This window comes from Nocardia nepalensis (assembly GCF_048910785.1).
GTDB classification, from domain to species: Bacteria; Actinomycetota; Actinomycetes; order Mycobacteriales; family Mycobacteriaceae; genus Nocardia; species Nocardia nepalensis.
The window spans coordinates 163499-178271 of the sequence record NZ_JBKBET010000028.1; the positions used below are offsets into that span (position 1 = coordinate 163499).

Genomic DNA, 14773 nt, shown 5'->3' on the forward strand with positions numbered 1-14773 from the left:
CATCCAGTTGCCTGGCTATCCGCTACGCGGGTGCCTAGAAAACCTCCAGAAGTTCTTCGATTTTCTGGCGAATGTCGCGCTGCGAGCCCTGGGCAGCGATGTCGTGCAGTGACCGCGCCGCCGTAAGCGCAGCTGCGCATCGGTGGGTCCGCCCAACGCGTGGTCGAGATCGGTCGCGACCAGCGCGAGGTGCTCAGCGGCCGTGGCGAGTAGTTGGCGGTTCTCGTCGGTCAATTCACCTGGGCGCTCAGCACGAAGCGCCTTGATCTCATTCAGTGAGTCCACCTGCGTATTAACAAGTGCGTCGATATGGCCGATCGTGGCATCGAGCGCGTCGATGTGTTTCTTGAGCTCGTCTACATCTAATGGTTCAATCTCGAACCACTGCTCCTGCTCGGGGATCGTCACAAGCAGATCCGAGGCGACTGCCTGGCCGTTGTCGAGTAGTCCGGTGACGCGGACAAAGTCAATCGGATGGCAGAGACAGTGAGCCAAGTCGCGGGTGACTCGCAGGTAGCCGAATGGGTCGTATTTGGCCCAGCCGTCGAACCATATCTTCACTTCCACAGAAGCGTGGACTGTCACCGGTGTGCCGGGGACGACTTCCTTTCGTGTTTCGTCCATGTCGAGGATCGAGTAGGTCAGTGAGTGCTCCGCTTCGCGCAGTGAGTACTTGTGCATGACGGGCTCGACTGGTCGCTTCAGGCGGATGCCCGAGGATTCCGTGCCGGTGTTGCGGATCTTCACATCGACTCTGATCTTTGCGCGGACAAACCCGACGCGTCTTGCTTTTGGGCCGACCAGATCCCTAGCGGTCCAGTCGCAGTAGGGCACCAGCCGCAATGCCGAATCAAGGTGGTATCGAACATCGGGATTCACCGCCATCAACCGCTCCGCCCTCCGGCGGCGGTGGATCCCGGTGTCGTCGGGGGCGCTGCCAGGTTTGCCCCACAAGAACCACGAGAGTTCAGCCCGAGTCAGCGGCTCCGCGTCCACCACCTCGCCGATAATCTCCCGGGTGATTTCCAATGCGCTCACGCGGGCAGCGCCGTCCGGTGGAGGTCCGACGAAATAGAACGGGCCGTAGTTGGTTGTACTCCAAACAGCGGGCGAATTGTTTCCGTGCGTCTGCTGCACGGGCGAATTGTCTCCGTACGTCTGCTGCACGGAGGTAGTTGGCTCAGAAGCCGTACGGCGGCGGGTCGCCAAATTCGACAGCCAGCCGAATGGAACAGCCGCGATGGCCACGAGCAGCGCCGCAATCCCGAGCGCATCCGCCCTAGACCAATGCAGGTATCGCTCAACCAGCCAAAAACTGAGAAAAAATACCACTAAACACCCGACTAGGGCCAGGATCACGACTTTCAGCCAGCGCCACACAGTCGACCACGGGTCCACAGACGAAGCGTGACGCCGCACCAAACTTCTGTCAATGCCCCCGTGTCAGCCCTGATCCACCGACGGTGTCCGGCGGTGTAAGAGAATGTCCTCTTGAGCGGGGATGATCGGGTCATCGGGTGAGGCGCTTAGCCAGTGCAAACGAATTCGAAAAGTGAAACCTGCTCCATCACACCACCCTCCAACCCACCCCGATACCGCAGATAGATTCCGAATCGGGATCCTGGACTGGTGTGCTTGCGTATTCAACTATCGCGGGGAGTCGATGGTTTCCAACCGGTGGGCGGGCGGAATCTTGGCGCGGTTTCGTATCGGATCTAGGTGGCCGCAGTCTCGGCGGCAAGCCTGGTGGTGATGTGGTGGTAGCCGAGAGTGTCGGCAACGACCGGGTCGGGGATCTGCAGAATGTGCTGAGGAATCGCGGGCGCGCGAGCGGGAGCGGTGAGGACGCCGAGGTCGTGCGCGTGACCCGCACCGCAAGGCTCACACGGCGCTCGGCATCCCCGGCGCACTCCCACTCGGCCGCGCCTTGGGCCAAGTCCCGGGCGAACTGGTCGTCATCGCCATCGACGCGCAATGCCTCGACCTGGGCGTCGGCCTGTCGGCCCCAGTCTCAACCGTCCCCGGCGTGACCCGAGCCATCCTGAACGAGTTGGCCGCGGCGGAACACCGGCAAACCCCTGAATCCGCAACACGGATTCCATCGCCGTGCGACCATGCGATCATGCGCCGAGACAGTCGAATCGGGTCGATCAACGAGGCGGAACCCTACCTGCGACCTACTTTCGACGCGCTGGACACGCTGCGCACGGCATATCGGACCGAACAGCACCCGAAGAACTGCCACTTCCGACTGCAGCAGGCATGCGGCCTGCTGACTTCCTCACTCGTGCGTGACTTCGTCGCACAGCCGTTACGGCGGGTCGACGGCTCGCGCCGGATCACACCGGAGAAGCGGAAACAGCTGTTAGCCAAGGAATCACAGCTGGTGAAACGAGTCAGCGGGCAACGCGACCACCGGATCCTCAGGCGCGCACTCGGTTTGGTTTCCGATACCGAGCCCGCCGAGTGGTGCCGGTCCTCCGACGATCTGGCCGCCTATCTCGAGGATCGGCACCGTAAGCTGTGCGCGAGCTATGTGAACACACCCGCGTGGCGCATATCGCCGCGCTTGCACAACAGCGGTCTCATGCGCCGCGCCGACCATACGGTGCTGGCGGTCGTCATCGTCCTCGTCGATGTGCTCGACAGGGCATATCTGGCGGAGTCCTACCGGATCGGCGCGTCACTGGCGCGGGATGCGAGCCTGCCATGAGTAATCCGGCCACGGAAGACGTTCGCGTCGCGGCGCGCCGCGCCCTCATCGATCGGTTTCCGGTATCGCTGGGCGAAGACGACCGGCAGCCGCTGCGCGGCTTCACGCGGTCACAGTGGAAACCGATCACGGCCTGGGGTGTTGCCGTGGCGCTGGTATCGGGATTCGTCGTCTGGGTGATCTGGTTCGCCCCTGGCCAATTGACCTCTCCGCTCAATGCCGACGATCTGGCCGCGATGCATCCCGATCAGCGCGTCGCCGCGCAGATCAACTATGCAGCCGCCAGGAATCAGGTCCGCACCACGCTGATCGGCGCAATCGCCGGAGCGGCATTTCTCACCACCGGATTCTTCGCCTGGCGGCAGATCGTCGTCAGCAGACTCGGGCAGTTGACCGATCGCTTCACCAAAAGTGTCGAGAATCTGGGCGCTGCGCAAAGCGCGGTACGCCTCGGCGGGGTGTACGCGTTGGAGCAACTCGGCGAAGACCGGCGTTTCACCCGCCCGGTCGCGCACGTGCTGGTCGCATTCGTGCGACAGAGTTCCGAATCGCCGACACCGGCTACCGCCGGTAGAAGTGAATCGCCTCGCCTCATTGTCGGGAATTCCCCGAGCGAAACCGGTGTGGAGAATCCCGCGATCGTCCCATACGAGGTCCAGGACGCCATGATGATCCTCGCATCGAAAGGTTTGTGGCGGCGGGGGGTCGACGCGCCGATCGCACTCGCCGGTGTCACCCTGCCCGGAATAAATCTGCCACGCGCCGACCTGCGGCAAGCAGTGCTGTACCACGCCGACCTGCGGTCAGCCGATTTCCGGGACGCGGATCTGTTCGAGGCCGATCTGCGTGGAGCGCGGCTGACCGATGCCTATCTGCTGGCAGCGAAACTCGGTGATACCTGGTTTCAGCGCGCCGATCTCAGCGGAGCCCACCTCGAGTCCGTCGAAGGCGGCGACACCAAGTTCAAGGAAGCCGACCTGCACGGCGCCTATTTGACTTATGCGAACCTGCCGAGAGCCGATTTCGAGCAGGCAAATCTGCACGGTGTATACGCGGAGTCGGCGACTTTGACCGATGCCCGATTCGTCGAAGCGAATCTGGCCGACAGCAGATTCCCCGCCGCGAATCTAACCGACGCTGATTTCAGCAGCGCGAATCTGCGCGGCGCAATTCTGGAAAATGCCAGGCTGACGGGCGCCACTTTGGCGTACGCGAACCTGGCGGACACAAGGTTGGGCGGCGCGGTGCTGGTGTCGGCGAATCTGACCGGTGCGAACCTGCCCGACACAAATCTGGTCGGTGCCGATTTGACCGGAGCGAACTTGGCAACCGCTAATTTGACCACTGCGAATCTGACGGATGCAGAGCTGACCGATGCGAATTTGTCCGGTGCGAATCTGTGCGGTGCGACCATGACCGACGCGGATCTGACGAGCGCGAACCTCACCGGCGTCCGTTCTGACGAGCGAACCCGGTGGCCAGATGGTTTTGTTCCTGACAGCGGTGCGGACTGACCGGCACGGTCGGCCGCTCCGACAAGGCCGCATCGCGACCGCTACTGGATCGGTCGTTCGCCAGCGCGGGATCGAACTACCCCTCGGCGCAGGAGAATCCGGGCCGGAGGGGCGGACCAGTCACCCAAAGTCGCTGAGCCGCATTCCGCCCCGGCACGTTGAGCTCGGCAACCGATTCCGGCCGGCCCGGGAATCCACCGAACGGTTGCGGCGCAGCGGCTTCGACGGCCTTACGCACGTCGTAATCAGCGGAGATCCAAGTGGGCCTTGGGCGTATCGACAACACCCGCGGCAACGACATTGAGGGCAATGCCGGCCAAGGCGTCGAGCCATATCTTGAGTATCAGCGACTGGCCTTGTCCGCACCCAACTCTCGGGCCCGGCGCTCTCGTGTCGCCGCGGCCCGGCCGGGGAAGGGTTCATCCGGCATCCTGGTGTCGGTCGGTGGTGCGCAGGGGTGCGCCGACGTGGTGCAGGTGCTTCAGTGCCTCGTGGTAAGAGGAGATCAGCCCGGTCTCGTGGTATGGCACGCCGATTTCGGCGCAGTAGTCGCGAACGATCACCTGGGCGTGACGCAGGTTCGGTGTCGGCATGCTCGGGAACAGGTGGTGCTCGATCTGATAGTTGAGTCCGCCGAGGGCGAGGTCGGTCAACACGCCGCCCCGCACGTTGCGGGAGGTCAGCACTTGCCGGCGTAGGTAGTCGGGGCGCTCGTCGCCGGTCAGAGTTGGCATGCCCTTGTGGTTCGGGGCGAAGATGCAGCCCATGTACAGGCCGAACAGCGCTTGGTGGACAGCGAGGAACGCGAAGGCTTTGTCGGCGGGCAGAACCGCGAACAGTGCGGCCAGATAGGCGGCGAAGTGGCCGAAGAGCAGCGCGCCCTCCAATCCGCGGTGTTTGATCGATCGGTTTCTGAGCGCACGGGCGCCGGCCACGAATTGGGATGGTATGGATGCCCGCCTCAGGGGACCTGCTAGACCGATGACCCCGTGCGTCTGCGCGGAGAAACCTCGGTGGGAGGTGGGATCTGCCCTGAGGGGACGAGGGTGCGCGGCCCTACGACCGCACCTCGGATACACACGGCCCTCGGCGGCCCATGGATTCGTGATCTACGGGATTTCCGGTGCGAATTCGCGGCAAAAATCAGTGATCTCGGTGTTCTAGAGACCGGTTTGAAGCGAACTCGCAGCGTTTGCGTGTTCATAGCCTTAGAGATTACCGCCATCGGCATCGAAAGCGCCTCTCCGACGAGCCAGTGGCTGCGAGTGAGATTCGTTGCGTAGTCTTGCATTCCGGGCGCTCGGGTACCGAACGGTCCGGCGGGTGGATCGTCGATTGTGGCTGTGGTGGAATAGGTTTGCGCGGTGGGTATTGTCTCGGCAAGACCCGGAAAGGAATGGATCGTTGAGTCGTCGCCGGGATGTGTTGTCCAGCAGCACACTTGGCTGATAGCAGGATGGCGCGGCATCGCTAGGTATGCGCGCGGATCAGCGGTAACGGTGCGCATCGCTGCGGTGTGGTTGCCGAGCTCTCTGACCCATGAAGCGAATCTAAAGCGAATTTTGATTGGATGTCAACGATATTGGTGGAGCGGAATCGGTGCGCGGTCGGCCATGCGCGATGACGAGTCTGGTGGTGGCCGAATTATCGACCATCATTGCCTGCAACCTATCTGGCCAATCTGCCTCGGCTATATGCTCACCGAACTTGTAACACCCCGCCGAGTTGGTGTGGAATCGACGGCGGCGGTGTCCGGTCAGGGTTCGCTGTCCATCTCGTCTTAGCCGGGCTGGTTGGTGCACCGAGGTTACCCGGACCGGTCCTGCCATGGGGCCAGCGGATGGTGTGAAGTCCGTGCCAGTGGATGTGGCTGCCCGGTCAAGGCCGAAAGAGCTTCGGCCACTTCGACGATGCCTGCTTTGGTGTAGGTAGGTGTTGATCCCTGGTATCCAGCGTTGTCGGTGTGTCCGGCGTAGGCGCGTGCGACGGAGATGCCGTATTCGCGTTCGACGTAGGTGAGTGTGGTGTGGCGGATCCAGTGTGAGCTGACTCGGAGTCGTGCTGCCGACGGCAGATACTGATGGATTCGTGCGGTCAGGTAGGTGTAGCGGCTGGGGCCTATCGGGCGTCCGGTGCGATACCGGAGTACTCGGGTTGTGGTGGATGTGCCGTGGCGTGCGGCGGCGTGGGCGATGAGTTTGGTCATGAGGATGGGGGAGATGGGCTGCCAGCGCAGCGTGCCGCCCTTGTCCCGCAAGCGGATAAGGCAGTTGTCGGGCTCGAGGTCGGTCAGTTCCAGGCGCAGGAGGCTTCCTTGTCTGCATGCCGCTTCGATGTGGAGTCGGATGATGAGTGCGTCGAGTTCGGTGTCGTTGCCGGTGGTGGAAGCGACGTGGCCGATCGCGATGATCTGCTCGCGGGTCAGCGCGTGGCGTGGGCTGGGTAGTTGACGGGGTTTGGTGACCCTGCTGGCCGGATTGCGGGCGGGTGCGATGAGGTTGTCGAGTTCGGCGTGGCGGTAGATGCAGCGGATCGCCGAGATCATGTGCGTGACTGCGCCACGGCCCTCACGGGAGTTGGCTCGGACTTGCGCCTGGCAACGGTGCGTTTCGACCAGCGCCTCGATCTCCAGTGGCGTCGGCTCATCCAGGCACCTGTTGCCCCAGGCGTTTTCGACGATGCGCCAGTAGGGGTCATAGCTGTGCATGGTTGTCGCCGAGACCGATGCACGTAATGCCGCAATGTATTCGGTGAAGGTTGGCATCACGGGGGTGGCTCCCCGGATTCCTGCGAGCGCGGAGGAGTCCAGGCCTAAGCGTGAGGCGATGAGTTGTAGTGCTGCGTCGACGTCGCTGCTCATGCGGTCTTGTGCCAGACCTCGGGTCGGTAGGCCCACAAAGCGGCGGCAACGACAGCTGCCGGGATGACCACGAGACGATCGTGTGCCGCTGCGGCCGCGATCATGACCCGATCGCCGGGGTTGATGTTGCAGCGGTGCCGCAACGCAGCGGGGATGAACAGGTACCCCGACCGTCGGATCGACCATCGTGCATGTCGTGCAGGCTGGGCGACGATGAACTGATGGTCGCCCTGAAACGAAAGGTGTTGTCCGGCCAGCCAGCCCAGGTGCTTGAGTGCCGACCGATCCGATAGCCGGCCGTGATCGTCGGTTGTTCCGGCTGCGCAGTGCAGTTGACCGATCGGCGTGTCGGTGACCATGCCCGGGAACGCAAACGGAATCCCAGGAAACCGGTGCGGCACCGTACGCGGCGATGCTATGGGAAACAATTCGTCGAACCCCATCGGTGTGGGATCTATCGGCTGCGCGCGCGACGCGCGAGTCCCGGTCGTCACCGCGGGTTCGGTGAGCTGGCATCGCGGCCCTGCTCCCGCGGCGTCGGACTCACCGGGCGGCGGTCCTATCTCCGGCAATTCGTGTTCGAACCGAAGTCGTGCATCTGTGGTCAGGTGCCCCATCTTCTTCCCCTCGCTGATAGTCGGTACCGGTGTGTCGGCTGATCCTGCACGACGGGTTTGATGATCCGGGTGACCTATTCGATCGCGCCCTCGGATGCGCGTGTCGCAGAGACCAGCCGGCGAATCGCCAGCTGCGAGGCATCCAGTGTGGTGTTCTCAGATGACTCGTTCTCGGCGTGTCCTGGCTGGAGTCAACGGCTTTCGCGCCCATGGTTCATGGACGTACAAATCATGGGGAACGGCCTCGAAGATCGACCGACGAGAACGGCCCACATACGTCGGTGACCATCGGCGGGCGGGCGGGCGTCGGCCGAGGCACGGTCAATCATCCGCGAAGATCCGAAAAGCCGATCGCCACAACAAGGCCGGGGCGACTATCTACGGGCCGCTCCTCATCGGCGCGCCCGAGGCGGTTCCGGCGCCTCGCCCGCCGTCAGTCCCGATAGTCGATGTTGGGCTCCACACGATGGTGTCATGACAGTTCCTCGGTCGAGAACCGGACTGTACGACCAACGGCTCTGGAAAGACCCCAACTGGTCGTCGTAGCCGAAATACGCTGGGTTTGTTAATAGATGACCGCTACTATTCGGCGCCATGACATCGGGAGTTGCTGGCGCGAAGCTGAAGTTGATGCGGGCGCGTGAGCATGTAGACATGCTCGATGCCGCTGTGAAGCGGTTTCGCCAGAGCCACCCCTACGAATTCAGGCCGGAGTGCAAGCCGAACGAGCCAGGCACACCGGATGTGTTCATCCGTGTCGTCGTTACACAGGCCCACGATATTCCAGACACCTGGCCATTGGTGGTCGGAGACGCCTTAACCAACCTGCGCGCGGCCCTCGACCACGCGGTCTACCCGCACATTCGTCGTCAGCGACCGAACATGGCGGACAGGGATATCCAGTATCCCATCCATAACACGCGGGCGCAGTTCGAGAACAAGACGCGCTTCTTCACCAGACCTGTCTATCAAGTCGTCAACGACAGCCAGCCCTACCGGGCGACCGAACCGCAATGGCATCCACTCGCGGTGTTACGTGATCTGGTGAACTGTGACAAGCATCGGACCCTGATCGTCAGCAACTACGCGACGATGCAGATCAACCTGTCGGTGGATACCGAACTGTTCGACGTTGTCGAAAAACTTGCGTTCACCGACAAGGTCATGGATGTCGGCGCCGTCGTTGGCGGCGCTCACCTCCGGCTCAAGCGCGCCGTCACCGGCTGGGAAGTCGCCCAGTTTCGCTCCGAAGTGGGCTACACCGAAGCCATTGAAATCCCCAACACCAATGGCCAGGCTCATGGCATGCTCTCGACGATGCAAAACCTCTGCGACACTGTCGAATCCCTGCTCACCGATCTGGAAGACGCCGGCGTGTAGACGCAGCAGCCCGACAGCGGCGAGTCTATGTGCTTTCACTCGACGGCGGCTGATGCTGGTGCTGCGTCCGGATGCCCTGGTGACGGGCGCGGAGCCGGCGAATTCCTTGAGACCGCGGGCGCCAGTGAACGGTCTGGTCTGTCGTGATCACGGTGGTCAGCTCGGACAAGCCGCCGGTTCGCCACGCGTGGCTGCGTCGATGTGCACCGTGGAACCGACAGCGCGAACCGTCCCGATCGCCAGCCCGGCCGAGATGCGGAAACAAGACCCTCAGCACTCCAAGATCAGAACACCGACCACCGACCAACCATCCAGCGCCCCAACGCATCTCGACCAGGTCAATCGCTGAGTAGGCCCGGACCGCAGTGGCGGGATTGCTCCTGCTCCATGAGGCGCAGTCCCGCCTCTGCCGCAGGAACGTCGGCGAAGGCGACAGCCTCCACGTGCGAGCAGGACGTGCCGTGGAAAGCCAGCACCGGGTACCCCGGACCGATCCCCGCACTCCATGCCGCCCACCGTCACATCCCGCAGCGCCATCGTCCATGAGCTAGCACGCGAACGATCGATGGGGTTCATCCCCGCTGCGGAGATCGCGTGGCGTGCGTCGGCGCCGACCCCGGTGCGACTGCTGTCCTCGGTGCGGAATCGAAATGGGCCGGATGGCAAGGCAGGCAAAGGAAGCGGATCGCAGACCCTCGAAAGAGGCTGCGCAGCAGTACAGTCAGCCAGCTTGCCATGGATAAAGCGTGAAACTGTCGAAGATGTCCGCCGGTAGGATTGGTGTAAAAGGCTGGCCTGCAACATTTTCGAGCGATGGGAAGGACTGTCATGGCTGGCGCGCCACTCCGGTGGCATGTGGATGTCCAATGCTTGTCCGGACAATCGGATGCTCGATCGAGGGCGGGTTGTCGAATGGCAACGGCGTGGAGCCGGGCGGTTGCGCGTTGCGTCATATAGTTCAGGGGCGAGCTGCACGACGGAGGGAGGCGGGGGGTGTCCGGGGAACTCCAGGTCGAGGTAGACCGGCTACGTGAGGCGGCGCGGTTTACCGCCGGGAAAGCACAAGCCATCCGAGGCGAACTCAGCAAGCTCGACGACACGATCGGCAAAGAGCTGCTCGTAGATGGCTGGCAGGGGAAAGCTGCCAGCGCGTATGACGAGTCGTGGGTGGAGTGGAAACACGGTGCCGAGACGGTGATCGCTGCGTTGGAGGAGTCCGCGGCAAGCCTGTCCGAGGCTGCGACCCAGTACGAGCTGCGTGATGCAACTAACCGGGACGCGATCACTGGGTTGCAGGGGTTAGATCTGCCGTGACCAGTGAGGACAGCTACCGGGTCGATCTGGAGCAGCTCGATGCCGCGATCGACACGATGGACAAGTTCGGCCGCAGTGTGGAGGACTGGCTGGGCGAGGTCGATCGGCATATCGCTGATCTGCATCTGACGTGGTCGAGCCAGGCGGCGACAGCGCAGCGCGTAGCGCATGACAAATGGGTGGCCGGTGTCGGCGAGATGCGGGAAAACCTCGACGAACTCCGTGATGTCGCCAAGACCGCGCACCAAAACTACAGTGCCGCAATCGAAACCAACACCGGAATGTGGCCCTGATGGCGCCTCCTGTGCAGGTGGATCCGCAGGGGTTCACCAAGGCCGCCGGCGTGTACGAGGGCGTGCACAACGCGTTGACCTACAACGTCGACACGTTGAGCAAGGTGTTGGCCACAGCGGGTGGGAGCGCGGGCTCGGACAACGCCGGGCGGAAATGGACCAACGACTACGACCCGGCCGCGTGGAGCACCGTCGACGCGCTCGGTGATCTCGCGTTGGCGGTCGGGCAGATGCACGACCTGCTGCAGTTCACCGCCGCCAACCACGCCAACGCTAATTCGCAGTCCGCACCGGAACCGAGCCCGAATGACCTGGTATTTCCGCCGGGAACCCTCAAGGTTTACAATCCGCCCGAGCCTCCGGCCGCGTATGGCGGTCACGATGCAGAGCCGACGGGCTGGTCCTTGGTCCGTGACTGGGTTCAGGGCGAGGTGTGGCCGAATGGTCACCCGGATGTGCTGCGCAAGATGGCTGCGGCGTGGCGGGCGATGGCCAATGGTCTTCGCGTATCGGCGGCCCCGCTGCCGACAGCGCGGGAGCTGATCGAGGCGCAGCAGAGTCCGGAGACTGAGCAGGCGCTCGAGCAGGCCGACATCGTCAAAGGTGAGTTCGAGTCGCTGGCGGGGGTGTGTGAGGAACTCGCGACTTCCTGTGACTCGTACGCGAATTCGGTTGAGCAGACCAAGAGCGCGATCAAACGCGCACTCGTCGAACTCGTGGCGTTGGTGGCGGTGGATCAAGCCTTCGGCTGGATCGCGGCCCCGTTCACTGGCGGGGGATCGGCGTTCGCTGCTCAGGGCGGGATGGCGATCGCGATCAGCGTTTACGGCGCTCGCATCGCGACGATGATCCGTGCCTTGGTGGGTGTGGTCGAGACCGTGCGCGTTCCGGTGGCGGTGTCACAGGCCCTCGCCCGTGGCTCGGAATTGTTGATTCCGCTGATCGAGGCGCGACCGGCACTCGCGGTTGCCGATGGCGCAGTGGCTCCGGGGCCGTTCACATCCTGGGCGAAGCTTCGCCGCCCCAATCTGTGGAAACCCACCAAGGATACGATCGTCAACAACACCGACAAGTGGAAAAGACCTGGTGATGCCACCGAGGACTTCTATACCGTCAAGTCCGAGCCTGACATCAAGGTGTCGATCGACAAGACCTATGACAAGCACCCGGAGATCACCCAGCTACCCAAAGATCCCAAGGGGCAGTACTACATCGACGAAGCCAACGGAGTCCGATATCCGGTCAAACCGGGCTGGGATTTCGGCCACAACAGCGGCTACGAAAACCGGAGACTGATCGCCGACGCACAAACCAACGGCTGGACTCAGGAACAGCTGGATAAACAGGTCAACAGCCACCCTGACTGGTTCCACGTCGAGGATTCAACCGGAAACCGAAGCGGCAGAAGGGAACAGAAGTAGATGACCCAACGCGACGAATGGGGCCGCACCCCACTGCATTACGCCGCCCTGCATGGTGATCTCGACGCCATCGAGCTTCTGCTCGCCACCGAGGACGTCAATGTCCGCGACAACGACGACTGGACACCTTTGCATTTCGCCGCACAGGAAGCCAATCCTGCGGCCGTGGAACGGCTGCTGGATGCCGGGGCCGATGTCGACGCCCTCACCGAGAAGGGTATGCCCGCGATCTACTGGGCAGCCACCGCCACCGGCGGGGACCCGGTGGCCACGATCCGCGTGCTGCGGGCGCGTGGCGCTGATCCCCGGCGGGAGACGATCAAAACCTACTTTGGGCCCAAGAGCCCGCTGCATTTCATCAACGAAACCACCAACAAACCCCACATCAAAGCCGAGTTCGCGGACCTGCTGTGACCGATGACCCTGACATCGACGCCGCGATCGAGGAGATGAGAACCAAAACCCGTGCCGTGCAGGGCGCGATGGCCAAGATCCGTGGCATCGGCACCGCTGGCAACGGTGCGATCACCGCGACCGTCGACTCGGCTGGACACCTGCGCGATCTGAAAATCAGCTCCGAAGCGCTACGACGGGGCGATCGGCTGGCGAGTATGATCCTTCAAGCAACCGCCGCGGCCGAGCAAGACGCCGCGACCAAAGCCGAGAAGGCGATGCGCCCCCTCATCGGCGACGAACGCGTCGAGGCCGGAATGCAGGCGATTCGCGAAACATTCGGCGAAACCAACCCTGTGCCGACCGCGAAGACGATGACCGAAGCGGAGATCCAGGCCGCCGACGACGCCTACTTCGAGCGCATGAACCGACAAGGTTGGGGCCGATAGCCATACCGACGGGTGCCGCGTCGATGCACATCGTGCGCCTCCGGACAGGTGGGCTCAGCTAGATGCAGATGTTGGTGCTCATTGGCCCGAGAGGAATGTTCAGGCAGATCGCTGCCGAACCGAGGATGAGGAAAGCGACGTTTGGCATGTTTTGGTTCTTGGGTAATGCGGGCGGTCGCTGTCGACTTTTCGCCGAAGTCATGGCGAGTGCAGGCGCGGCACGTATCGGGCGTTGTCGAGACAAGCGTGCCGGGTTATTGACATGTCGACAACCTGTCGGGCTACCTGTCGACGCTGTCGGCGAGACCGAGCCGGAAGTCCATCAAGCGCTGCGGTTTCGCGGTCGCGAACGCGTAATACCGCAATCCGTCCGGAGCCTCGGCCGCCACCCGCACCGCTGCCTGGGTGATCGCGATGATCTCCTCGGCCGCGGCGACACCCGGCGGAAAGTCACGAAACACCATCTCGCCACCCTCTATGGTCTCCACCCGGCTGCGCGTCGCCTCGAACCACCCCTGAGCGACGAAACCCTGCTCGTCCGCCGGAACGATCACCCACACGACGCCGGTCGCGTATGGATGCAGCACCGGCAAATCGGCAGCGAGTGAAGCGAACAGCCGCTGCACATTACGATCGAAGGACTCCCAGTCGGTGGCCTTCGGATCCGACGGAAACCACATCCCGTCGATATCGGCGCGACTCGTCGTGGCATCCGGTCGGATCCGCCAGCACTCCGAGGGCTCCCAATCCTCGTCCCATTTGGCGTTGGAATAATCCTCGTTCTCCTTCGCCTCGGTCGGATACAGATCCATTTCCAGCAGACCTGTCTCCAACCGCGCACCCCGCGACAGCATCAGTGTCGTTGCGCTGCGCCGCCAGGTGGCGAAGGCCTTGGGACCACCGACGAACGACGGAGTGCCGAGTATCCGCACGCACTCTGCCAACGCGGCCGCGTAGGCCAGGTCGAGGACCTGCTCGGGCAGTCGCGCCATCAGCCACATGCTCTGGAATTCGCCGTAGCCGTATCGGCGCTGAAATTCTGAGGAGCGAAAGGCGCACAGGGCAGTTGCGCCGGAGTTGGCCCGGACAGTCCCAGACTCGCTGTCCTCCTCGAGCGCCCACGCGACCGCGCCGAATGCGCGGTCCATATCGGTACGCGACCAGGCGTCCGGGTCGGCCTGCGCCAACACCCCTACCGCCGCGACAACAGTGGTCCATTCTTCCGAGGCAATGAACTCGGCCACCGCCCGCTGTTCGATGTCGGCCAATCGCCACTGTTCGGCGGGGTTGATCAGCCACAGGTCGACCGACCGCTCACCGACCGTCACTCCGACCACGACCTTCGAAAACGTCCAGCTTTCACCGATTTCCCCCGCTACTCGGACACCGCTGGGCGCGCCCCACAGCCGCCACAGTTCGACGCCCACCTCGTTCAGGGCGGCCGCCAACGCGGGTCGACAATCTCCCTCGTCGAGCTCGCGCGCATCCGCGACCGTGAAGACAATGTGGTCCACCCGATCATCGGTGCCAGAAATCCGGGCACTCGGCCACGCCTGTGTCAGGAACCCCTCGACGCCCGACCGTGTCCACGTCCACTCGAATTCCCTTGCCGCCTTGGCTATCTCGGCCACACCCCGACCATCGACCCGTATCCCTGCTCCCATGATGCGAGGATAACGGGCTGCACGGACAGGGCCGTTGCTTCTGCGCGCGCGCCGTATTCACCTACGCCAAGGTCGTGAAATCGCGGGTCTCTGGGTGGGCGTGAATGCCCTGGCGGCATAGGAAACCGTCGATCAGATCTCACGCCTGCGGTCGA

The 14773-nt window shown here is 63.2% G+C and carries 14 protein-coding genes and 1 pseudogene; 8 read left to right on the plus strand and 7 right to left on the minus strand.

All coding sequences use genetic code 11. The features are described 5' to 3' along the window. Nucleotides 1-15: 15 nt before the first annotated feature. Complete coding sequence (locus ACHQ4I_RS21515; RefSeq protein WP_420773595.1) at nucleotides 16-1398, minus strand: hypothetical protein; 1383 nt, start codon at nucleotides 1396-1398, stop codon at nucleotides 16-18. Nucleotides 1399-1715: 317 nt separating this feature from the next. Further along, complete coding sequence (locus tag ACHQ4I_RS21520; RefSeq protein WP_420773596.1) at nucleotides 1716-1916, minus strand: hypothetical protein; 201 nt, start codon at nucleotides 1914-1916, stop codon at nucleotides 1716-1718. A gap of 206 nt (nucleotides 1917-2122) precedes the next feature. On the opposite strand from ACHQ4I_RS21520, the gene ACHQ4I_RS21525 reads away from it, so the two are divergent. Beyond that, the gene (locus ACHQ4I_RS21525) at nucleotides 2123-2713 is read left to right on the plus strand and encodes a hypothetical protein (RefSeq protein WP_420773597.1); all 591 of its coding nucleotides are present in this window, start codon (nucleotides 2123-2125) and stop codon (nucleotides 2711-2713) included. Further along, on the plus strand, nucleotides 2710-4227 hold the full coding sequence (locus ACHQ4I_RS21530) for a pentapeptide repeat-containing protein (protein WP_420773598.1): 1518 nt from the start codon (nucleotides 2710-2712) through the stop codon (nucleotides 4225-4227). The genes ACHQ4I_RS21525 and ACHQ4I_RS21530 overlap by 4 nt, the downstream gene beginning before the upstream one ends. 419 nt (nucleotides 4228-4646) lie before the next feature. Here ACHQ4I_RS21530 and ACHQ4I_RS21535 read toward each other — a convergent pair whose 3' ends face one another. The 3 genes from ACHQ4I_RS21535 to ACHQ4I_RS21545 all read right to left on the minus strand — a co-directional run bounded on the left by ACHQ4I_RS21535 (nucleotide 4647) and on the right by ACHQ4I_RS21545 (nucleotide 7446). After that, the gene (locus tag ACHQ4I_RS21535) at nucleotides 4647-5162 is read right to left on the minus strand and encodes a fatty acid desaturase family protein (RefSeq protein ID WP_420773599.1); all 516 of its coding nucleotides are present in this window, start codon (nucleotides 5160-5162) and stop codon (nucleotides 4647-4649) included. An 872-nt stretch (nucleotides 5163-6034) separates the two neighbouring features. Next, nucleotides 6035-6991 carry a tyrosine-type recombinase/integrase gene (locus ACHQ4I_RS21540; protein WP_420773600.1) on the minus strand — a complete coding sequence of 319 codons (957 nt, stop codon included), beginning with the start codon at nucleotides 6989-6991 and terminating at the stop codon, nucleotides 6035-6037. Between the two features lie 92 nt (nucleotides 6992-7083). After that, nucleotides 7084-7446: a hypothetical protein gene (locus ACHQ4I_RS21545; RefSeq protein ID WP_420773601.1), complete on the minus strand. Its 363-nt coding sequence runs from the start codon at nucleotides 7444-7446 to the stop codon at nucleotides 7084-7086. A gap of 852 nt (nucleotides 7447-8298) precedes the next feature. On the opposite strand from ACHQ4I_RS21545, the gene ACHQ4I_RS21550 reads away from it, so the two are divergent. Continuing rightward, nucleotides 8299-9084 (plus strand): hypothetical protein, encoded by a 786-nt coding sequence (locus tag ACHQ4I_RS21550; RefSeq protein ID WP_420773602.1) that lies wholly within the window; start codon nucleotides 8299-8301, stop codon nucleotides 9082-9084. Between the two features lie 3 nt (nucleotides 9085-9087). On the opposite strand, the pseudogene ACHQ4I_RS21555 reads toward ACHQ4I_RS21550, so the two are convergent. Then, nucleotides 9088-9213: pseudogene (locus tag ACHQ4I_RS21555) on the minus strand (IS110 family transposase); the annotation flags it as partial. Nucleotides 9214-10077: 864 nt separating this feature from the next. Between ACHQ4I_RS21555 and ACHQ4I_RS21560 the strand changes: the two are divergent. From ACHQ4I_RS21560 to ACHQ4I_RS21580, 5 genes are all read left to right on the plus strand, one after another. Further along, nucleotides 10078-10398, plus strand: coding sequence for a WXG100 family type VII secretion target (locus tag ACHQ4I_RS21560; RefSeq protein WP_420773603.1), 321 nt, complete (start codon nucleotides 10078-10080; stop codon nucleotides 10396-10398). Then, on the plus strand, nucleotides 10395-10691 hold the full coding sequence (locus ACHQ4I_RS21565; protein WP_420773604.1) for a WXG100 family type VII secretion target: 297 nt from the start codon (nucleotides 10395-10397) through the stop codon (nucleotides 10689-10691). Before ACHQ4I_RS21560 ends, ACHQ4I_RS21565 begins: the two co-directional genes overlap by 4 nt. 230 nt (nucleotides 10692-10921) lie before the next feature. Beyond that, nucleotides 10922-12112, plus strand: coding sequence for a WXG100-like domain-containing protein (locus ACHQ4I_RS21570; protein ID WP_420773605.1), 1191 nt, complete (start codon nucleotides 10922-10924; stop codon nucleotides 12110-12112). Further along, nucleotides 12113-12526, plus strand: a complete 414-nt coding sequence (locus ACHQ4I_RS21575) for an ankyrin repeat domain-containing protein (RefSeq protein ID WP_420773606.1) — start codon at nucleotides 12113-12115, stop codon at nucleotides 12524-12526. It begins immediately after the preceding gene. Next, nucleotides 12523-12954, plus strand: coding sequence for a YbaB/EbfC family nucleoid-associated protein (locus ACHQ4I_RS21580; RefSeq protein WP_420773607.1), 432 nt, complete (start codon nucleotides 12523-12525; stop codon nucleotides 12952-12954). Before ACHQ4I_RS21575 ends, ACHQ4I_RS21580 begins: the two co-directional genes overlap by 4 nt. Before the next feature lie 281 nt (nucleotides 12955-13235). On the opposite strand, the gene ACHQ4I_RS21585 is transcribed toward ACHQ4I_RS21580, so the two are convergent. Then, nucleotides 13236-14618: a DUF6301 family protein gene (locus ACHQ4I_RS21585; protein WP_420773608.1), complete on the minus strand. Its 1383-nt coding sequence runs from the start codon at nucleotides 14616-14618 to the stop codon at nucleotides 13236-13238. Nucleotides 14619-14773 lie beyond the last annotated feature (155 nt).